General features: G+C 48.8%; 11 protein-coding genes. 3 read left to right on the forward strand and 8 right to left on the reverse strand.

The genetic code is table 11. The features are described from left to right. Nucleotides 1-1,003 precede the first annotated feature (1,003 nt). Nucleotides 1,004-1,153 (forward strand): hypothetical protein, encoded by a 150-nt coding sequence (locus K8U60_RS03990; protein ID WP_223634708.1) that lies wholly within the window; start codon nucleotides 1,004-1,006, stop codon nucleotides 1,151-1,153. A gap of 138 nt (nucleotides 1,154-1,291) precedes the next feature. Here K8U60_RS03990 and K8U60_RS03995 read toward each other — a convergent pair whose 3' ends face one another. From K8U60_RS03995 to K8U60_RS04005, 3 genes are all read right to left on the reverse strand, one after another. After that, the gene (locus K8U60_RS03995) at nucleotides 1,292-1,708 is read right to left on the reverse strand and encodes a hypothetical protein (RefSeq protein ID WP_223634711.1); all 417 of its coding nucleotides are present in this window, start codon (nucleotides 1,706-1,708) and stop codon (nucleotides 1,292-1,294) included. A 548-nt stretch (nucleotides 1,709-2,256) separates the two neighbouring features. Then, a complete protein-coding gene (locus K8U60_RS04000) occupies nucleotides 2,257-3,282 on the reverse strand; it encodes an acyltransferase (RefSeq protein ID WP_223634715.1) in 1,026 nt (341 codons plus the stop codon). Between the two features lie 268 nt (nucleotides 3,283-3,550). Then, a complete protein-coding gene (locus K8U60_RS04005; RefSeq protein WP_223634717.1) occupies nucleotides 3,551-4,513 on the reverse strand; it encodes a patatin-like phospholipase family protein in 963 nt (320 codons plus the stop codon). 527 nt (nucleotides 4,514-5,040) lie between these two features. Between K8U60_RS04005 and K8U60_RS04010 the strand changes: the two genes are divergently transcribed. After that, entirely contained in the window at nucleotides 5,041-5,781 is a 741-nt protein-coding gene (locus tag K8U60_RS04010) for a C40 family peptidase (protein WP_223634719.1), read from the forward strand. A 1,578-nt stretch (nucleotides 5,782-7,359) separates the two neighbouring features. On the opposite strand, the gene K8U60_RS04015 is transcribed toward K8U60_RS04010, so the two are convergent. From K8U60_RS04015 to K8U60_RS19095, 4 genes are all read right to left on the reverse strand, one after another. Continuing rightward, complete coding sequence (locus K8U60_RS04015) at nucleotides 7,360-8,526, reverse strand: S1C family serine protease (protein ID WP_223634721.1); 1,167 nt, start codon at nucleotides 8,524-8,526, stop codon at nucleotides 7,360-7,362. A 1,583-nt stretch (nucleotides 8,527-10,109) separates the two neighbouring features. Beyond that, a complete protein-coding gene (locus tag K8U60_RS04020) occupies nucleotides 10,110-13,622 on the reverse strand; it encodes a DUF6359 domain-containing protein (RefSeq protein WP_317851899.1) in 3,513 nt (1,170 codons plus the stop codon). Between the two features lie 121 nt (nucleotides 13,623-13,743). Next, a complete protein-coding gene (locus tag K8U60_RS04025; RefSeq protein WP_223634723.1) occupies nucleotides 13,744-14,331 on the reverse strand; it encodes a transposase in 588 nt (195 codons plus the stop codon). Between the two features lie 271 nt (nucleotides 14,332-14,602). Further along, nucleotides 14,603-18,265, reverse strand: a complete 3,663-nt coding sequence (locus tag K8U60_RS19095; protein ID WP_317851900.1) for a S8 family serine peptidase — start codon at nucleotides 18,263-18,265, stop codon at nucleotides 14,603-14,605. A gap of 1,395 nt (nucleotides 18,266-19,660) precedes the next feature. Here K8U60_RS19095 and K8U60_RS04040 point away from each other — a divergent pair. After that, nucleotides 19,661-21,523 carry an LTA synthase family protein gene (locus K8U60_RS04040; protein ID WP_223634724.1) on the forward strand — a complete coding sequence of 621 codons (1,863 nt, stop codon included), beginning with the start codon at nucleotides 19,661-19,663 and terminating at the stop codon, nucleotides 21,521-21,523. A gap of 185 nt (nucleotides 21,524-21,708) precedes the next feature. On the opposite strand, the gene K8U60_RS04045 is transcribed toward K8U60_RS04040, so the two are convergent. After that, complete coding sequence (locus K8U60_RS04045; RefSeq protein ID WP_223634725.1) at nucleotides 21,709-21,984, reverse strand: excalibur calcium-binding domain-containing protein; 276 nt, start codon at nucleotides 21,982-21,984, stop codon at nucleotides 21,709-21,711. Between the last annotated feature and the right edge of the window lie 141 nt (nucleotides 21,985-22,125).

Here is a 22,125-nt window from a genome sequence, read left to right on the forward strand (position 1 = left end):
ATGCGGAAAGCATAGGCATCGAGCTGATCACGAACAGGTGTGGGACTTTCGCAGAAACGTTTGTTTCTGCATCATTTTGTGTGGTGAACTTGAGATTTCTTTATTGGTGGCTGCTTGGGGTTCTACCTGAATGTTCGGGGCTTCTACATGAACGATTGGAGCGGCTACTTGAAATTTTCATATCTATAACTGAAATTTTTGCTCCTTTACATGAACAATCTTCATCCTTACCTCAATTCGATGTTTTTTACAAAGTTCAAGCCCCTGAATGGAAGCTGCTCGCGTGGCGAACAGCCGGGGATAGGGAGTGACATTTTCTGATCAGGTATTGTCCACACACAGGATGTAATTTCCCTCATGAAATTCGTGTAGGAAAGGAAATCTTTCATGTAGAGAAGTTAATAAGTGAGATAGCATCCTCACTTTCTTATAGTAGAAACTTAAAATTGTTAGGTAGAGATGCCCCACTCTTCCTCTAGAAACACAAATCCATTTATAGACTTTACCCACCCCAAGTGAAGGCGCGTGCACCATCGCTGCCGAGCGATTGCAGAACCCCTCTCCATCTATCTTCTCGACAAGAACCAGAAGATAGAATGTCATTCCCACATCCAGCTGAGGCGCGTCCAGGAGTGGGTGGAGCAATAAGACGGGCAGCGTTCTCCAGCTGCCTGGCTTATTGTGGGAACCCGCTCCAAAGCGTCCGAAGCGATTTATAGAATCCTATTAAAGATATTCCCGCAACCTCACTCCAAGCGAGAGCGTGTGCAGAACCACAAATTTGCTGCATCTTCACTGACATTCAGCGGTAGATGCGTCCAGGAGTGGACGGAGCGATAAGACTAGTAGCGTACTTCAGCTACTTGGCTTATTGCGGGAGTCCATTCCAGAGCACCAAAGCGAGTTATTGAACTCTCTGAAACTATTCTACCAATCTAAAGAAGTTCCGGCTTTCGATGGTATACTAATTTTAAAGTTGTACACATATTAAGGGGGGCTTGGCATGATTCTAAGTATTCTTCTTGCACTGGTGGCAATTGCTGGCATCGTTTATGGAATTAATAAAAAAAGCGAGAAATGGATTGTGGCCTCGACGGTTTTATTAGTGGCCATCATCGCCTTCGTACTGTTCATCAACTTTTATTACTTTTAAGCTCCGAAAGATCTACACTAATAAGCCGATCTTGAAGTTTAATCAGCAAAAGCCTTCCGCGACGGAAGGCTTTTTGTGCTTTCTCTACTAATTGTGCGAGAATTGTGTGGGTGCCTGGCACCCACACAATTTCTTTTTCTACTCACTCGGTTCTTCGTCAAACTTCAGAAAGAGTTCATCAACAAATGGAAGGATATCTGGCTCCGTGTAATAGTAAGTATCTCCAACACTTCGCACCCCAAACGTAAAAGGCTCCACATCTTCTTCCATTAAGGTTATGGCATACCTGTAACCTTCCCTTTCCTCCTGATTTTCATCCGGAATAAACGTAGCCTCTTTTATCTTTTCAATAAAAGAGTGGATGGCTTCCTGATCGGTCACAGTTACGCGAGATCCATCACTGCCGTTCAATAGTTGAATCTGAGTTACTTCTGCAAGCTCTCCAGGATAAAGATCTTCAAATTTTTGAGGTTCTGTTTTCTTCTGACTTGAATCACAACCAGCAACTAAAAGCATGAGAATGAGTATGATGAATGTAAGAAAACGGCTTTCCAAGAAATTCCCTCCTTTGTTTCATTAGACGTTGAATAAAGAGATACGTTTCCAGTAGTTTCCACTTTGTTAGTAATTATAATTGTTTGGGTGCCAGGCACCCAAACAATTCAAGCGAAGGTGTGTGCACCATCACGCCGAGCGTTTCCAGAACCACTCGCCCACTTTCCCCACCACATCCAACATGGCTTGCTGTGTATTCCCCAATACCCAGCTGAGGCGCGTCCCCGGAGTGGGTGAAGCAATAAGACGGGCAGCGCACTACAGCTGCCTGGCTTATTGTGGGAACCCACTCCAAAGCGTCGGAAGCGACTTTTAGAAACCGCTCAAACTAAGTACGCCCAGCAAAGCACTGCTCGACTTATCCCGGGAGTCCATTCCAGAGCACAGAGCACCAGAGTGACTTATAGAAACCCAAAATTGTGCGGGAATTGTTCGGGTGCCAGGCACCCGCACAATTCTCGCACAATTCAAACCAGCGCTGCCCGGCACTAGAGCGATCTGTATACCCAAATAAAAACAGCCTTCTCTATAAGAAGACTGTCCATTTTCTATGGCACCAATCGGTTGATCACCGGCAGCTTCTGCATGGCCAGGATGATGGCGAATGAGAGAGTGAATATGAGAATCCAGACGAGCGGAACGCTGAGGATCGGGTTAAAAGTGGTTTCGTTGAGCCCGAAGAATTTATTCAAATAAATCTGGATGAGCGGATGGATGACATAGATGCCAAAAGTGGCGGTGCTGATCCGTGTGATCAGGGCATTCGGCTTGATCTTGTTCGCCATGTGCTGGAATCCGATGAAGATGAACAATGTAATCAGCAAGTTGTTCGGGCGGTAATGCTCGTAGAAGAACTCATCGAACTCTCCCGCCGGCAAACCGTTGTTCAAGTAATAGGTGCCCCAAAGCGTCGCAAAATAGCTGATGACAGCGAGTACGCCCAGTGGCATCAGGTATTTTTTCGGAACCGGGTAGAGCACGAGATAGGCGCCGAGCAGGAAATAGCCGATATACGGTTGGAACAATCCGGCATCCAAGGCAATTTCGAAGCCGAGGAACTTCGGCAGAAACGGCAGGAAGCTGGCAAAGACGATCCAAAACAACAGAAAAGCCTGGAAGGTTTTCTTGTCCATGTAAGCTACCAGCAGTTTCAGAAAAGGCGCCATGATGTAGAGGCCGGTGATGGTGTAGAGAAACCACAAGTGGTAATAGATGTCGTCAGTCAGGAACTGTACGAGGATTTCATAGGCGGTATACGACTCGCCCAGCTCGTAAATATTGTACAGCGTGTAGACGAAGCTCCAGAAAATCAGCGGAATGACGACTTTCGACAGCCGCTTCTGCAGAAATTGCCAGACGCTTTCCTCTTTATCACGCGTCAGCAGCAAAGCGCCGCTGAGCATGAAGAAAATCGGCACACACCAGCGCAGACCGGCATCGAAAACATTGGCGAAATGCCAGATCCAGTCGTCCGTGGTGGTGCTGTTGATGATTTTTGAAACTACATGAATGCCGACGACTACGAAAATCGACAAGACCCGCAGCCAATCCATATAGTCATATCTTCTGGCCATGTGGGCAACTCCTTCTATGTATGTATGATGTTTTGTTGAAGATGAATAATTATTGTTATAGAAGAAAGAGCGGAAGGCGGCAGATGTTCTAAGTATAAGAGTCGCAAAGACATTGGCCGAACTCTCTTCGGCCAATGTCTTGTCCACCTGGAGCGATTTCTTCCCCCACTCCGCTTTTAAACATCCTTACTTTAAATCCCTCTATCATTTTAGCCTGTCCCACCGATTTGAACCACTACGAATTCATTACATCTATATGACAAAGGTTTTATTCCAATAATTGCTGGCATAATTTGCGGATGTCATCGCGGTTCGTATTGAGCAGCTCCTGGCCGAGCTCGACCAAGGCGTTGAGGTTCTCTTCCGAGCCATCGTCCAGTTTCTCCGTACCTGGTTCTTCCAACTCGATTTGGAAACGGTAATAGCGTTTCGCCTCTTCCCTTTCCGGCAGGACGTAATTCAGCTGGTGATGCACCACGTCGGAGCTGCCGTCCATCAGGATATACCAGAGCGGACGCGCCCAACCGAGCAGGCCCCAGTTTCGGAAGTCGCCGAATTCGATGGTCAGCTGCGGATTCCCTGTACCAAGGGAAACAATCAGCAAATCCTCGTCATCCGGAAAGATTTCCTTTGCTTCCGCATAGGCGCACATGGCTGGGTTGTTGGCGAAGACGCCGCCGTCGATAAACGTCGCGTCCGGATAGGCTTTGATCTTTTTCGGCACAAAATACGTCGGTGCTGCTGAGCCGGCGCGTGCGACATCCCGCATCAATACATCCCTTTCGATTTTCTTTTCGGTTACGTCCCGGCTCTTGAAAAAAGCCGTAAAGCGCCCATGGATTTCATAGCTGGGCACAACGACAGCTTTTATGGCTTCAGAAAGCATGGTCGGACCAAAGTATGTCTTCAATGCCTTCTCAAGCGCACGGGCATGGTAGCGCCGTGCGAAAAGGCCACGGGTGATTTTGTAGAACAGTGATTTATCGAAAATGGCATGGGATTCCTCTAAATAAAATCCGAGAAACTGCTCGGCTGAATAGCGTGGCTTTGTGGGAGCCAACCTGTCCGGCGCAACCAGTCCAAGTGCCAAAATCCCTCCGGTCGACGCGCCAACCACCAAGTCAAACAGCTCCGCAATCGGTTTTCCGGTCTGTTCTTCGATTTCTGCCAGCACCATTGCCGGAATGATGCCGCGGACACCTCCACCGTCGATGGAAAGGATTTTTTTCATCGGCTTCCCCCTCATTTCAGAATTTTCTAATTTATTTAATTGTAAGAAGTTTACGGTTTTCTGTCAAAATTGGACGAACAGATGTTATTGCAATCAAAGTTTTCACATAATTTAGATAGTATATTATTTTTTTAATAAAAAAATGAGTGTGTTTACCTTATACATTTTTTCAAGAAGCAGTCTATCATCAATTTGTCATTTTTTCACTTTGCATAGCTAAAATACAGCTGGCAGGATTTTTAATTTTGTATTTATTAGGAGATTATTTGTAACAAATACACTATTTTAAAGATTTGAAACCCGTTTTCTAAAGAAATAAACCTTTTCTCCGTATTTTATTGACCTCCAAAAGCCTTCCCTCAAAGGGTTTTGAAGGCCGAATTCTTTTTGTTATACAACTGTAATATAACTGCAATTGAATTGACGTTGTTTTTACGTTGTTCTCTCTATATAGTAAATGGCAGAGCAAAATATTATTAATTCATATTCTTGGATAATAAAAAAACTTATTGGAGGAACCACCTAACATGAAAAAACTAGTCTTTACTTTACTCGCAGCTGGATCATTGCTATTTGCTAACTCAACCACGGACGTACAAGCAGCAACAACTACACAAAATGTCGCTACTTCATCATATGAAACTTCTGAATCTACAGTGGAGCAAGTTGCCGCAAGCAAAGCAACTGCTAAATCAGGTACATTCAAAATGAAATACAACACAAATGTTCGCGCAGATGCAGGAACAAAATACAAAGTGGTTACAGTCGCTAAAAAAGGGTCAATCGCTACAGCTACTCACCAAAAGAAAGTCGGCAAATCGACTTGGTACAAAGTGAAAGTCAACGGTAAATCAGGATGGGTATTGAGCACATTGCTTTCTTCCACTACTGTCAAGAAAGCTTCCGTTTCAACTTCATCTTCATCAGTCGTTTCAGCAGCATTGTCACTTAAAGGCATCCCTTACAAATTTGGCGGCACGACACCTTCTGGATTCGATTGCAGTGGATTTGTTCAATACGCTTACAAAAAAGCAGGCAAAAACGTATCACGCACGACACTTTCACAATACGCTGAGACTTATGCAGTCAGCAGCCCGCAACCAGGCGATTTGGTATTCTTTGCTAACACGTACCGCGCTGGGATCTCACACGTTGGGATTTACATCGGCAACAACCAGTTCATCCATTCTGGCGGAGCGAAAGCAGAAGTCAAGAGCATGAATGACCCATACTGGGGCAAGAAATTCCATAGCTACAAGCGCTTCTAATCAAATAGGTATTTCCAAAGGGTGACCCGAAGACCTGCTAATAGCAGGCCTTCGCCGGTCCCCTTTTTAATTTGGGGATTTATGAAGTGACTTTGATTGGAGGGGAAGAATTCGCTCCAGGTGGACGCTTTCCGGGGGGCTCGCGCCGAACTAACTCGGGCTTAACGCCCGAGTGGATTTGGGCACTTCGTCGCTTCGCTGCTCCCCCAGGAAAGGTATTGGCCGAAGGTAGTTCGGTCAATACCTTTGCGACGAAGCTAGCGCAGCGATGCAGGAGCATATCTTTGCCCTTCGCCACCTTCCGCTCTTTCTTCTATTTTTTGAGAGATAAGGAATTAGCGTCACTCTTTATCGGAGGAGTGCGAAAAGTATAAGCAACGGACTGACTATAGAGGGCTTTCGCAGAAACGTTTGTTTCTGCATCATTTTGTGGTTTGAACTGGGGTATAGGTTTTATGGTAGCTGGTTGTGGGAATGAAGCTTGGGGAGTCGGCTTGAGTCCTAGGTGAATGTTTAAGGCTTCTACATGAATGATTGAAGCAGCTACATGAAATTTTCATATCTATACCTAAACTTTTTGCTCCTTTATCTGAACAATCTCCATACTTACCTCAACTCCACGTTTTCTACAAAGTTCAAGCCACTGGATGGAAGCTGTTCGCGTCGCGTACAGCCGGGAATAGGGAGTGACTTTTTTGATATGGCTTCCTTCACACACAAGATATGATCTTTCTTGTGAAAATTGTGTAAGGAGTTGAAAATTTCATGTAGAGAAGCATACTGGTGAGGTAGAAACCTCGATAGGTCTTGTAGAACTCCTGAAAAGGTGATTTTCAAAGCGAAGGCGCGTGCACCACCGCTGCCGAGTGATTTCAGAACCACTCTCCATCTACCTTCTCAACAAGAACCAGAAGATAGGATCCCATTCCTACACCCAGCTGAGGCGCGTCCCCGGAGTGGGTGGAGCAATAAGACTGGCAGCGTTCTCCAGCTGCCTGGCTTATTGTGGGAACCCACTCCAAAGCGTCCGAAGCGACTTGTAGAGCCTTTTAAAAACTATTCCCGTAATCTCACACTCAGCGAAGGCGCGTGCACCACCGCTGCCGAGTGATTTCAGAACCACTCTCCATCTACCTTCTCAACAAGAACCAGAAGATAGGATCCCATTCCTACACCCAGCTGAGGCGCGTCCCCGGAGTGGGTGGAGCAATAAGACTGGCAGCGTTCTCCAGCTGCCTGGCTTATTGTGGGAACCCACTCCAAAGCGTCCGAAGCGACTTGTAGAACCTTTTAAAAACTATTCCCGTAATCTCACACTCAGCGAAGGCGCGTGCACCACCGCTGCCGAGTGATTCCAGAACCACATGCTAACTTTCCACCCCCACACATCAATAAGTTTGCTCCGTATTCTCCGACACCCAGCGGCAGGTGCGTCCAGGAGTGGACGGAGCGATAAGACGAGCAGCGCACTTCAGCTGCTTGGCTTAGCGCGGGAGTCCATTCCAGAGCACCGGAGCGGCTTACAGAACCCTGAAAAATCATCACATAAAAAAGCAGACTCACATCTGAGTCTACTCTTTATTCATTCACAATATCCTCGATCTGGTAATCGCCGTACTCGTCGATCACCACCGAATAGACGCCTTCGTGGGACACAGTCGACGATTCGCCGCTCTCTATTTCGTGGTAGGCGAAGTCGGCTTCGGCCTCCACGATGGCATTGTCTTCATTGATATCAATGCTGGTGATAGTCGGCTGGACGGTATCATAAATACGACCCGATTCGCCAAACTCCTCAACCAGCTCTGTCGCTTCCTGTTCCGCTTCGCTGTCTGGCAGGATATAGGACAGGTAGTAGGAAGATTCGGCATCATTCAGCGAATACGGAATCAATTCATAATAAGCGGCAATAAAGTCTTCCAACAGTTCATCAGCAAAATAGGCATCTTTGACATCCTGCAGCACGACTTCCTCTTCCTCAGGAAGAATCGGGTTTTCGACCCATTCGGTCAGCTGATCCCAGACGGAGTAGAGCGGGATGGTGTAGCCGGTACCCTGTTTTTCCTCAAGGATGATCGAGTTGATGCCAAGGATTTTGCCGGTGTCGGCCGCGATCAGCGGTCCGCCGCTGGAGCCCTGGGTGATTTCTGCAGTCATCTCGTAGAGGCCCGTGTATTCATATTGGTCCAGAAAGTCGAGATCGGTTGCGGTGATTTCACCGGTGGTCGCTGTGTTGCTTTCGTCATTGGGGCTGCCGATGGCGACAACGGGTGTACCGATGTCCACCGGCTCCATTTCAATTTCCAAGGGCTCTTTGCCGGCCAGCTCGTCGACACGGACGATGGCCAGATCCTGGGTTTCGGACATGCCGATGATGTTGCCGTTGAATTCCTGGCCGTCGCTGTTTTTAACAGTGATATAAGACGCATCCAGCACAACGTGGGCATTGGTCAGGATGTCGCCTTCAGTGTTGATCAGAAAGCCTGAACCTTGCTCGAGGTCGGTATACAGGGTGTAGACATGGGTTTTGGCGTTGGCGATCATCGATGCCTGGCTTTGTTCATCCTCCACGGCACCTGTTTTGTTGTCTTCCGCAGCGGGCTCGATTTCCTCTTCTGCAGGCGGGTCGTCTGAACCTGAGGACTGGCAGGCACCCACTCCAAAAAGCAGTACGGCAATAACAAGCAGCATCTGCATGATCCCTTTATAGAAGCTTTGCTTTCCATCGTTGTCACGTCTGTTCATCTGTTTCACCCACTCCTGTTTTTTTCTTCGCAGTTGATTTGTGTTCATTATAACAACTTGTGTCGAAAAGGTCTTGTCGGCAAAAAGAAATTGTGTGCGTGCCAGGCACCCAAACAATTCCCAAACAATTTAACCCTTCCCAGCGAAGGCGCGTGCACCACCGCTGCCGAGCGATTCCAGAACCACACACTCCCTTCCCTCCCCATACAAAATAAGTTTGCTACGTATTCCACAACACCCAGCTGAGGCGCGTCCCCGGAGTGGGTGGAGCAATACTAGCAGCGCACTCCAGCTGCCTGGCTTATTGTGGGAACCCACTCCCAAGCGTCCGAAGCGACTTACAGAACCAAACGGAAACTATTCCCGCCCCCCTTACAACCAGCGATGGATCTATTACTCATTGAACACACTATTTCACCTCATATTTCCAAGTAATTCATGTAAGAGTACATAAACTTCATGTAGAGAAGCTAGAAGATAAGATAGGATGCTTACTTTCTATAGTAGAAACTTGAAATGGTGAGATAGAGACGCCGACTTTTGCTATAGAGCCCAAAACCCTCATATAGCCACGCCACTAGCTACTACTCCAAGCGAAGGCGCGCGCACCACCACTGCCGAGCGATTCCAGAACCACACACTCCCGTCCCGCCCCACATACAACACAAGTGTGCTCCGTATCCCCCAACACCCACGCGGTAGGTGCGCCACCGGAGTGGACGGAGCGATAAGACTGGCAAGCGAAGCGCGGCCCGGCTTATCGTGGGAGTCCTCTCCAGAGCACCAGAGCGACCTGTAAAAACCAATAAAATCTACTACGTCACTACTCTCAAGCGACCGAAGCGACTTTTAGAACCCTACTAAAGCTGGCCTTGACCGAGCGAAAGCGCGCGCACCACCACTGCCGAGCGATTCCAGAACCACACACTCCCTTCCCGCCCCACATACAAAACAAGTTTGCTCCGTATCCCCCAACACCCAAGCGGTAGGTGCGCCACCGGAGTGGACGGAGCGATAAGACTGGCAAGCGACGCGCGGCCCGGCTTATCGTGGGAGTCCTCTCCAGAGCACCAGAGCGACCTGTAAAAACCAATAAAATCTACTACGTCACTACTCTCTAGCGACCGAAGCGACTTTTAGAACCCTACTAAAGCTGGCCGTGACCGAGCGAAAGCGCGCGCCCCACCACTGCCGAGCGATTCCAGAACCACACACTCCCTTCCCTCCCCACACACAAAATAAGTTTGCTCAGTATCCCCCAACACCCAGCTGAGGCGCGTCCAAGGAGTGGGTGGAGCAATAAGACGGGCAGCGCACTCCAGCTGCCTGGCTTATTGTGGGAACCCACTCCAAAGCGTCCGAAGCGACTTATAGAATTCTACTAAAGATATTCCCCCAACACCCAAGCGGCAGGTGCGCCACCGGAGTGGACGGAGCGATAAGACTGGCAAGCGAAGCGTGGCCCGGCTTATCGTGGGAGTCTTCTCCAGAGCACCAGAGCGATTTATAGAACCGACTAAATCACCACTACACAAAAAAAGCAGCCAAACCCAATTACTTGAGTTTGGCTGCTTCTGTAGAGATTATTTTTTCTTCGCTTGGCCTTTATTCGTCACGACCGTGTAGTTCCCCAGTTCGTTGATGCTGAGGGTGAATACATTGTCGCCGAGTTGGCCCTGGATGATTTTCCATTTGCCTTTGGCGTCTTCACGCGCACCGAACTGGACTTTGATGTCGTTCGTTGTATCGAATGCCAGTGTGACCGGTGAGGTGAAGTTCAATGGCAGCTCGTTGCCCGCTGCGTCAGTCAGGGTCAGGTCGATTTGATCGGTCAAGGTTGGGCGTTTGTCGACTTCTGGTGCGTCGTCAACTGCCACTTCCAACACAAATCCTTCGCCTGCCGCTGCTGCAAGTTGCTGAAGGTTTTCGGCTGATAGCGTCAAGTCCGCTGTCGGCATATCGATCAGCAGGTCTTTTCCGCTTTCCAGCAATTCAGCTACCGTGCCTTCTGAGAACGTGATGGCAAGTTCACCGTTTTCATCTGGTTCGCCGGCTGTGATGACTGCCTGGTCTCCGGATAAATCAGGATCTGCCTGTTGCTCACCTGGTACTGGTGCTGCTTCTTCTTCAAATGCAATCTGTGCCAGCAATGGATCGTGATCCGATGCGCGGCCGTGCTCTTCCATGAACATGGCGTTGATGTGGACCATGTCCAATTCAGTGCGGTCTGCCAAATTATTGGTGACCAATAGGTGATCCAGGACCTGTGAGTTGCCCTGGTAGTAATAAGAGAATCGATCTTCAAGCGGCACATCTTCGACTTTATTCGTCAGAATATCGCCTTTCAATGCGTCCATTGCCGGTGTGAACTCAAAATCGTTCATATCGCCTGCAACGATGACGTTCAAGTCCGGATCTTGTTCCAGACCTTCCTGGATAAAGCCGTTGATGGCTGCTGCGAGTTCGATGCGCTCTTCTACAGAGCCAAGGAATGGCGGCTGGTTCTGGCCGAATAACGGCTGGTCTCCGCCTTTTGAGTTCAGATGGGCGCCGATGACCACGACTTGCTCACCTTGGAATTCGAATTGTGCAGCGATCGGTTTGCGTGTATTCGGCATCGGGATCGGCTGGACGCGTCCAGGGTTCAAGGCAAGTTCGCCGTCCACCCATGAGTTGTCTTCCGTTGCCGTGCCTTTTGTTCCTTCAGAAAGTGTAACGCGTTCAGGATTGTACAGGTAGCCGACGCGGATATTCCCGCCTGGCTGTCCGCCGTCCTGGTTGTATTCAGGTGCGATGTCTGTCCAGGCATAGGTCGGGCCGCCTGCTGTTTCGATATCATTGATCAAACGTTCGTAACTTGCCGTTGCGTCGCTGTTGTTTGATGCGATCGGGCCGTCACTGTCCTGTACTTCCACCATGACGATGACGTCCGGTGAGTTCAGGTCATTCACGAACGACTCTGCGATGCGCTGTGCTTTTGCATCAGATGTGTGGCTTGGATCTGCAGAGAAGTTCTCTACATTATAAGCCGCTACGGTCAGTTCGTCTTCTTTGTTTTCAATCCACGTTTCTTCCGGAGTGGTGCCGCCATCCACGATTGCTGGAAGCTCGCTTTCCTCCGTCCAGATCTGGTAGTTGCCGAAGCCGTAGCCCAGAACGCCAACTGGATTTTCTGCAAATGTGTCGCCTGCTTTGGCAACGATGTTTTCACCTGTGGTAACGGTGATGCGTTCAGGGTTGTAATCGTCTTCCGCAAGCAAGATCCCGCCTTGTTTGTGGAACTCGTTGTTGGTGGCCTTTTTCGATACGACAAACACTTCGCCGTAATCCTGCGGACCGACGATTTGTGCGTCAGCTACCTCAACACGCATAAGTTCAAGCGATTCCCAGAAGTCAATGCCATCTTCTTCTGGATTGAATTGAGTCAATCCATCATCGTCGATGTTCTGGGTCGGTGGGTAGACATCTTCACCGATAATCAAAGCTTCAGGAAGTTCAGCTGTTCCGTCCTTTACCACGTCCGTTGAGCGGATGCGTGTCACCGGAAGGTCGTTATCTCTCATGTCGGAATAGCCTTTATAGAAATGTTCTTCAACCGTTCCGGCTACTGTGACGACATCGCCAACTTGGAAAGAACTGCTGGCGCTTGCTCTATTGACCATAATTGCTTCTGAAGTCGTCCAGTCATCGTCTCCGTTCGGATCTTGGATGACAAAGTTCGCTCCATTGTAGAAATGTGTGATGACGCCTGTGATTTCATTCACCACTGCGCCGTCATACTCGGAGTAATGGTTTCCGCTTTGGATGTCGCGGATTTTCAGGTCTGTGGTTTTCAGGACCGTGTAGTCGAATGTAAATACCTCAGACGTTTCGTCAGCAATCGCAATGGCCTTGATCGCTGTGTCTTTTGTCAAAACGATGGGTGCTGTGTATTCGGTGCTGTCGGCAGTTGGAGCTGAGCCGTCAAGCGTATAATAAATAGTTGCATTTTCCCAGCCCGAAGCCAATGTGATTTCAGTGCCTTCAGAAACGACACCTGGGAAAACATCAGCGTATACTGCCGGTTTGTTGACTAGGTCAAAGCTTTCAAAACCAAGCGTCTTCACCTGGTAGGTATCATTGTATTTCGAAGCGATTCCAGTGACGTGGATCAAATCGCCTTCTTTATATTGTTGCGTAAATTGTTCAAAAGCCAGTCCGTTGCGGTTATCGTTGCGGATGGTCACCGCTTCGCCGTTTTCAGCAACTGCTGAAAACTCGAACGTACCGTACTCGTTTACGGATTTTAATCCTGTGATGGTAACGTTCTGCAGTTCGATGCGTTCGCTTTGCGTGTCTTCAGCGACACCGGCTGGCGTAACGGTCTGCACTGCCGGCAACTCATTGCCGGAAGAAAGAATTTCTATGGTAGTGGGCTGCAGCTGCAGTTCGCCGCTGTATTCGGAAACGGTTCCCGTCAAACGGACCGCATCGCCCGGCGCCACAGTTGCGCTCGATGTGTAGACGTAGATTCCGGCTGTCTCATCCTGGACGTAGAATGCATTGCCGCCCCAGAAGCCTGTTTCGGTTGTCACGATTGCGTCAACCTGAATCAGTTCACCTGGCATTGTGCGTGCTTCTGCCAATGTATCGACAGCAGTCGGCTCAGGTGGTGCTTCGCCTTCAGAAATGATGGTGTAAGCAGACGCTGAGCGTAGGCCAGGCACTGAGAAATAAGCGCCTAAAGTTCCCGTAATGGTAACTTCCGCTTTAAAATTGGCCGGGTTGTCGACCAAGTTCAAGCCTGCGCGAATCGATCCTGTCGGCAATTGCACCGGAAGGATTTTCGCCGGATCGGTTTCATCCGGAGAATCGGCAAGACCCAAATTTGTTGCCGATGTAAATGGCGCTTCCTGGTCGTAGTTGGTACCACTTATGGCAGTTCCCACCACAAAGCCTTTCACAGTGGCAGTACCTGTGTTGTTCGCGATCGCATCAGCAACCGTAATCGGTTCTGCGGCGTTTGCCGGAGTTGCCAAATATGGCAGCATCGCGGATAAGGCCAGTACTAAGCTCAATAAGATCTTCATGAACGTGTTTCTCGTCAAAAGCTCCACTCCCCTAAAATATTATGAGTTACGAAATAAGTATACAAGAAAATTGTAAGCGTTTTATTAAAATTTCGTAAATAATGCAAATTTTTTCTTGTTTCGTGCCTGGCACCCGCACAATTCTCGCTCAATTCACTCCGAGGGACTCGATTTCTGGATGATCCGGCTCTTCGCAGTACATCAGATACCCCGCTACACACTTGGAATAGGGTCTTGGCAAGATTGTTGGCATATAACCCAAGTCGAGAAATTCATAAGGCGAACAGGAAGCATTTGCATAGAAATGGTAAGAGCTGTGCGGATACTCTTTCATTTCCGCCACCATCGGATTCAGGGTGTTGATCGGGTTTCGGTGGATATAGCGGCTGACTGCGAGGATGCTTTTGTGGGTAATCGCTTTGCCGGCATAATACCGGCTTTCGTAGAAATAACCACTGTAGTGGTATTTCTTTTTAGCGTAATCACTATAGCGCTTGTTGATGAGGGCCATCAATTTCCCTAATGGCACTTCAGGGGACCGGATCAATAAATGATAATGATTGGTCATCAAGCAATAAGCCAGAATCGTGAATGGATATTTTTCATGGGCATACGCCAACACCCTCATAAAAGCATCCATATCCGATTCCTCCTGAAAAATCGGCTGCCGGTTATTTCCCCTCATCACCACATGTTCATAGGCATCCGGATTCCAGATGCGTCGGCTTCTCCCCATCCTGCTCACTCTCTTCTTCTAAGAACTTTCTTTCTATCGTAGAAAGAAGGTGGAGTTCCGTCAATTGTCTCAAAAAGTGAATAACTTACATTTGCCGGCGCGCAGAAGCTCAAAAATGGTTTTTCATCTTGAAAGTCATTGAACAGTTTGACTATTCAGCTCCAAAATATTTTTTTGAATTGTTTGGGTGCCAGGCACGCAAACAATTCTCACACAATTCCCACACAACAAAAAAAGCCGGGAGCGCCCGCTCCCGGCTTTTCACCATGCTTTACTGTTCTTTTGTGATGACAAAGCTTTCTTCTGTAATATGTCCGGCAGCGTCAACGACTTTCAAGGTGAATTCGTTTTCGCCTGGATTGCCGACAGGGACTGTGATGGTGATGTCTTCGTTGAAGTTACCTTCCCCGTATGGCTCACTCATGTCGTTGCTGTAGACTTCACTGTCGGTCAGGTAGACTTTGATGGCGTCCATATTGTCTGTGACATTGAACGTCACTTCGGCGCTATCCTGGCCGGCTTCCACCGTCTCCGGCACATTCAGCAGTTCAAGGACAGCCGGTTGGGTGTCGATCAGCACTTGGCTGCGCACTTCGAGTTCATTGCCGGCTTCGTCAATGGCTTTGGCGAAAATGTCGTTACGCCCGTCTTCCAATGTCAGCCTATGCTGGAAGAAGACGCCGTCAAAGCGATCCGCTTTTTCGCCATTGACCGTTACAGAGACGATGCGTGATTTGTCTTCTACCGTACCGAATACATCCACCCGCTTCGTGCTCAATACTTCAAAAAGCCCGGGTGCGATGATGGAAACAGCTGGTTTTTCCGTGTCTTCTACTGCACCGGTCAACGGAACTTCGGTTTTATTGCCGGCCGTATCGTGGAATACCGCTTTCAGCACGTCGCCGTCTTTAATGTCGACAGGCACGACATAGCTGGTGGTGCTCGGCGCCAGCGACTCGTCTTCAAAAGTCTCCTGATTCTCGGTCAGCTCCACATTGTTGAGGAATACTTCCCAGCGGTCTGCACCGCCGCCTCCTGTGTTATCTTCGAAATTCGTCACCGTTACGGTCTGGGTTTCCGCATTTAAGGCAGCGTTTGCCGTCGGTGATACCGTATCGACTAGAATCGGCATAGTCAGTGACTGCCACTCAGCATCGGGATAATCAATGACCGCGCGCATCTGAATCTGGTACTGGCCGTCTTCGACCATTTTGCCGAGCACTTCCCCGTTCCACTCATTCAGCGGATTGTAATAATAGGAGAACTGGGTAGAGAAATTCTTCACCAGATTTTCTGCGGTCTGTAAGGTCCGCAATTTTTTGCCCGCTGCATCCAGCACGTTCACTTCCAGCTGCTTGGCGTTCCGCAGCAGCGAAAACACTGGAATAATCGATTCCCGTGCACCATCGCCATTCGGTGAAAAGGCAAAGCGCTCCGGAACAAAGCCTTGCTGGTGGCTGCCGCCGTTGATGATCATTCCGAAATCATCGGTCAGGAATGTCGAAGCGAAAACCGTGCCGGGATCCCATGCCACATCATCAAAAATCGGTGCATCGTCCCATTCGCCGTTAAAGCCGAAATACGGCACGGCAAGCGGCGTGTTGCCAGTCACTTCTTCATTGCTGTCGGTCAAGGTAATAAACCCGTCAATGAAATAGCCGTTGGTGAATGCCGCAAATTCCGGACGTCCCTGCAAAGTGGAAGCATCAATCGTCACTTGGATATCCGCCGTCCCATTCGCCGGCACTGTCACTGTGTCGGGTGCGGTGATGTTGACGAGATCCGTCACGACATTGGATCCGGCGCGATTCGGATCAGTGATGTCGATCTTCCGGTTCGGATCCTTGGTGATGTAGTCGGTTTGGACGTTGACGCCCACCGCGTAGGTCGCGGCCGCATCTGAGAAGTTCTCAGCCGTCAGCGTCATGGTCATCTGGTAATTGTCGATTTCCTTCAAGGTTACTTTGGCATCGCCGCTGTTCTGATCCGTCAGCATAACATCTGTCGACAGCGCGTCATGCAATTGCATCAGGCCTGCCCCTTGTCGACGCGGCGAAACATATTGGCCCGCCACCAATTCAACCGGGTTGGCCGTGTTCATCATCAGGTTTTTCGCAAATTCCACGCGATCCCGGCCCTCTAGGCCAAGTTCTTCGATCCGCTGGAACACCAAAGCCGTACCGCCTGCCACATGCGGTGCCGCCATCGACGTTCCGCTCATCAACCCATAGTCATTGCCGTTTAATGTCGAGAAGATATTGCCGCCCGGTGCCGTGATTTCCGGCTTGAAGTCCAGGTTCGGCGTCGGTCCCCAAGAGGTGAAGTCGCTCATCTTGCCGGCATTCGGATTCGGCGTCTCCAGCTTCTCTCCGTCAAAGACGACCGTCACCTGGCTTCCTGCATCGAGTGCCGCTTTCATCGCCAGTCCGTCCGCCTGAAGCGTCGACAGGAACGGAATGGTGATGAACGGATCGGATTCCATATTGATCGGTCCGGTGGTGTTGTTGTAGATGATCACACCCGCCGCTCCCGCCGCTTCTGCCGCAAAGGCTTTTTCAGTGAATGGAATCTCACCGCGTGCAATCAAAGCGAATTTGCCGTTGACATCTTTTCCTTCAAAATCCGCCGGCAGTCCGAGTCCGACTTCCACCACTTCATAAGAATCGGCAGGCAGACTTTCCGGCTCCACATCATTCGCCAACAGGTAAAGTGCGCGTCCTGCCTGGGCGCCGTTTACCTGATAGACGAAACTGTCCGTGGTGATCATGCTGTTTTCAAACGAGGCCACACCGAGTGAATCAATTGCCAGTCCAGGCGAACCGATCAGACCGTAATCCTGGTTTTCCGCAAACGGTGCCAGGAAACCGGAACCACGCAAGTCTGAATTCCCCGCTGAAATGGCGACTAAAATACCGTTATTCGTTGCACGTTCTACGGCTTGCTGTTCAGGACTTGACGTATCCACAAACCCGGCTGTTGCGCCGAGCGACATATTGATGACGTCCGCCCCCAGTTTAATGGAGTCGTCGATCGCCTTGATGTAGATATCCCCGAAAGTCGACGCATAATAAGCATCGTTGCCGAATACTTTCAGTGCCAGCAACTGCGTTTCGGGGGCAACACCTTTGATGCCGCCATTTTCTTCATTGCCATTGGCGCCGACGGTTCCTGCGACGTGCATGCCGTGCATCGACGCGCCTGGGGCGATGTCCCGGATTTCCGTATTGGCATCCATGTAGTTATAGCCGAATGGCACTTTCGGCGTAAAATACTCGCCTTTTTCGATCGAGCTGTCGGCGACGAACGCTTCGACTTCTGCCTGCGTCAGCGCAGCTGTTGTGTTATTCGTCAGCACCATGTCCTGGTGGCCCGGGTCGATGCCCGTATCGATGACGCCGACAATCATGCCTTCCCCTTTAAAGCCGTAGTCACTCCAAGCCTGCTGCGCCTGGACCAGCTCTTTGGAATATTTCATCGTCGGTTCCACTTCGGGACGTTTGTATTCCGTCGCTTCATAGACTGCCTTGACGTTCGGCAACTCAGCGATTTTCGCTACCTGTCCTGCCTCGACTTCCGCTGAGAAGCCATTAAAGACGGCTGTAAAGGTTTGCAGGTAATCGATATTCGGCGCGATATCGGCAATCGCCGTCTGAGCGGTTTCCTGCTTGGCTATCGCTGCCTTTTCGATGCGTTCTTTCTGGCTATCGGGCAATTCTTTATAGAGAACGCCTTGTTTGCTCGCCGTTTCAATCGTCGGCTCTTCCAACAGCTCGATGATGACACGGACTTTCTCTTTCGGCGATTCCGGCTTCAACAGGGTTTTCGCCAATTTCACTTCTGGATCAGGCGCGGCCTGTACCTCTGGGCTGTTGAAACCACCCAGACTGCTGATGGTTAATAGTAAAATTGCGAGTATTGCTAATACTTTCTTCATGTATTTTCCTCCTCTTTCTGAAATCCTTGTCTAAATAATCAAATAATTGAGTCAACTTCATTTTTCCAGTTCAGCTATCAAAAGTCTATGGTTCCAAAGCTATCTTATTTGTTAGTTTTCTTCGAATTATTTAGGTATTTCGGGTTTTGGTGGGCTCTTCTTTTTTCCTTTTTTTAGGTTTTAGTTGGATGAGTTTTCGCTGAGTGTGAGATTACGGGAATAGTTTTTAAATGGTTCTATCAGTCGCTTCGGACGCTTTGGAGTGGGTTCCCACAATAAGCCAGGCAGCTGGAGTACGCTGCCCGTCTTATTGCTCCACCCACTCCGGGGACGCGCCGGCGCTTGGGTGTTGGGGGGATATGCAACGAACTTGTTGGATGTGATAGGAAGTTAGCGTGTAGTTCTGGAATCACTCGGCAGCGATGGTGCATGTGCCTTCGCTGAGAGAGAAGAAAATAATCCGGGTTACTGGGGTGAGACACAAATGTTTTTCAATTTGCGGCTCACTCGTTTCCCGTCCCTGTGTCGGACTCAAATGTCCTCCAATTTGTGGGCGACGCAGGGACGTGTTCCCTAGCTGGGATCCTTCAAGTCGCTAAGAATAAAGAGTTAAAGCAGTAGTTTTAAAGGGGATCTATAAATCGCTCTGGTGCTCTGGAGTGGACTCCCACGATAAGCCGGGCAGCGCTTCGCTTGCCAGTCTTATCGCTCCGTCCACTCCGGTGACGCACCTGCCGCTGGGTGTCGGGGAATACGCAACGAACTTGTTGGATGTGGTGGATGGTAGCGTGTGGTTCTGGAATCACTCGGCAGCGATGGTGCACGCGCCTTCGCTTGGGGTGGTGACGTGGCTACATGTGGATTTTTGGGTTCTAAAGGAAGAGCTGGTGTCTCTACCTCACCCTTTCAAGTTTCTACAGGAGAAAGTTCGGATGCTACCTGACCGGCTTGCATTTCTACATGAAGTTTCTGTGTTCTTACATGAATTCCGAGAAAAGGTGAGACGAAATTATGTGCTCAGTGGGTAAAAGCTTCAACGCTGGGTGTGAGCCATGCCTCGTTAGAAAGTATCGCTCCTTATGCCAAGCTGTTCGTGGCGCGAATAGCTTCCAATCAAAGGCTTGAACTTGGTTAGAAGCAGAAGTGGAGGAAATGCATGTAGAGGGTTAACTAGTTCATGTAGCCGTTCCTAAAGTTCAGGTAGAAATAGGGACGTCCATGTGCTCTGGTTTGGCGTGAAGAGGTGCCTATAGTTTAAGACGTCTGTTTAATTTCCAAATATCTGCATTTGCTTGCATCTCATGCTTCCTCTATACTTAAGGGTAGTCCACATTTTCCGTCTCTTTCTGGCGATCGATGCGCCTGATGTGATAAATCTTTTTGAGGTGATTTTTAATGAAAGTCAAATGGAGCTACAAACCTGTTTTGGTTATGCTAGCCACCATGTTTTACTTCTTTTTGCTTATAAATGGAATTGAAACATATTTAAATGGAAGCTATTCGGAACGTGCTGTCTGGCGCGGGGAAAACAAAGAGGCTTTTTTCTTCAATTACATGATTGCCTTGAGTTTGTTCATTGTCTTTTTAGGGATTTTCAACCGCTATTTTATCAGTTTTATCCTCACCAACGCGATTGTAGTGCTATTGGCGGTTTTCAGCTTTTATAAATTCAGCTTTTTAGGGGAATTTTTATATCCTTGGGATTTGATGCTTTATAATAATGTGCTGAATTTATTGCCGAACCTGTATGAAACCGTCAATTTAACGCAAGTCATTGTCATTTTCGGATTGATCATTGCGGTCCTTTCTGCCTTTTCCGCTTTTTTATTCATCAAGAAGCCGAAGCGCTGGATCCGCTTGAACCCATGGGTGCGACTGTTCTTCGTCATTGCGGGTGCTGCGTATTTGAGCATCTTTATCTTTTACCGGTCGATCCCGGATGTGGAATCGACTTTGGAAGATGCGGGAGTCACCAATTTAGTTTTTGACCAGAGCCGTAATTACAAAACCAACGGCTTCCTGCTGACGTTCCTCTTGAACATGCAAAGTGCCATTGTGCTGCAGCCAAGTGGCTATAATGAAGAAAACATTCTGGATATCGTTGATGGGTTGAATAGAGTCGAACCGCAATCCAACTCGACTGCGCCAAAAGATCCGAATATCATCTTCATCATGAGTGAATCTTTCTGGGATCCGACTTCTGTAGAAGGCACATCGTATAACGAAGACCCGATGCCGACCGTTAGAGAACAGCAGAACGGCCAGATTTTGGCACCTACTTTCGGCGGAGGCACCAGCAATGTGGAATTCGAGGCATTGACCGGCTTCACCAATATGTTCCTGCCACCCGGTTCTGTGCCGTACCAGCAGTATATAAAAAATGAAATTCCGGCGATGCCTAATTATTTGGCGGATCAGGGATATCAGACCACTGCGATCCACCCATATCCGAAATGGTTCTGGAACAGAGAAGAAGTCTATCAGCATGTCGGATTCGAAAAGTTCATCGATATCGACGGATTCACCGATCCGGATTATAAAGGGCCCTATGTTTCGGACCAGCAGGTGACTGATACGATCATCGAACAGACGGAAGCGAATGAAGATCCGACGTTCATCTATGCCATCACCATGCAGAACCATACCAGCTATAATGTTGATAAATACCCTGAATTCAGTGTCGAAACGCAAACGCCGCCTGGAGTGGATCCGGTCTTCAACTTATTGTTGCGGTCCTACACACAGGGAATCGCGGATGCCGACGCAGCGTTCAAGAGCCTCATCGATTACTACGAAACATCCGATGAACCCACCATCGTCGTCTTTTTTGGAGACCATTTGCCGGGCCTCGGCAACGATTATAAATTCTATAAGCAGGCTGAATACGTGCCACGCGGAGCCGGAGACATCAACTGGAGCCTCGAGGATCAGTTGAAAATGCATGCTACGCCACTGGCCATCTGGAATAACTACGGCACTGAAGTTCCGGATCTCGGAACCATCAGCCCCTCGTTCCTGGCACCGACCGTCTTTGACCTGGCAGGAATCGAACAGCCTTTGTACCATTCCGTGCTGGAAAACTTTCAAGCCGAAATGCCTGGCTACACGAACGACGTGAAAATCGATGCAAACGGCGAACTCTACAAAGTTACACCGGACAAAGTCGAACCAACTAAGCGTGAATACGAACTGATCCAATACGATCTGCTCTTCGGAGAACAGTATTCGCTGGAGAAGTTGTTCGGGAAACAAAAGTAAACAAAAACACAAACCCCCATGAACCGGATCGCCGGTTCATGGGGGTTTTGAATTGTGTGGGAATTGTGCGGGTGCCTGGCACCCACACAATTCCCTTCTATATCGTTTCAGCTTTTCAGGCAAAAAAGCCCCGCAGAGATTTCTCTCGACGAAGCTTCCTTTCCAGTTAAGGTATTACATTGAACTTATCGTTCACAAGCAATCAGATCTTTATCACGGTCACTTTTTTTATTGGCATCATACAATGCTTGAGAAACAAATGGCTTGTACTTCGTTTTCCCGCCTTTGTTTTTTACCTTTGAAGAGCGGGCAATACCGCCTGCATAAACTTTGTTGATTTCTTTACAGTTAGCGTACGTCTTCGCTTTAGTTGCCGCAGCATCTGCCGGTAATGGTGCTGCACTGAACGTAAAGCTAAGAGCCACCATTAATGACAATAGTGCATAACTAAGTTTCTTCACTTTGAGTCCCCCCCTCATTAATTTTCCCTATTGCAACAATATGTTAACGCTATTAATAAGTCAGGCATCTAATTGCACATCATCCAATTATTAGTAGCTTCCATATTATAGCAGCGTTTTTCTTTTAATCCTATATATTTG

The sequence above is a fragment of the Planococcus circulans genome (assembly GCF_020023385.1).
GTDB lineage: Bacteria > Bacillota > Bacilli > Bacillales_A > Planococcaceae > Planococcus.